The organism is Streptomyces sp. NRRL S-37 (assembly GCF_000721605.1).
In the GTDB taxonomy this organism is placed as follows: domain Bacteria; phylum Actinomycetota; class Actinomycetes; order Streptomycetales; family Streptomycetaceae; genus Streptomyces.
The window spans coordinates 1-273 of the sequence record NZ_JOIZ01000153.1 but is presented as its reverse complement, the minus strand read 5'-3'; the positions used below and the strand labels follow the sequence as shown (position 1 = coordinate 273).

Below are 273 nucleotides of genomic sequence, written 5' to 3'. Positions count from 1 at the left end.
GTGATCATGCATACCGGCAGGGGCAGCGAGTACTGCTCCCGGAAGTTCAAGCGGGCCTGCCGCCAGCTGGGCATCGTGCAGTCCATGGGACGAGTCGGCCCGTGCTTCGACAACGCCGTGAGCGAGGCGTTCAACAGTGTGCTCAAGGTCGAGTACGTCCACCGGCACACCTTTCGCACCCGCACCGAGGCCCGCATCAAGATCGCCACCTGGATCACCGACTTCTACAACACCAGGCGGCTACACAGCGTGTGCGGCTTCAAGAGCCCGATC

The 273-nt window shown here is 63.4% G+C and carries 1 protein-coding gene; it reads left to right on the top strand.

Features of this window, described 5'->3' with window-relative positions:
* Positions 1-6: 6 nt before the first annotated feature.
* Positions 7-273: integrase core domain-containing protein (locus tag IH50_RS41900; RefSeq protein ID WP_267883293.1), on the top strand; the 267-nt coding region annotated here is incomplete at its 3' end.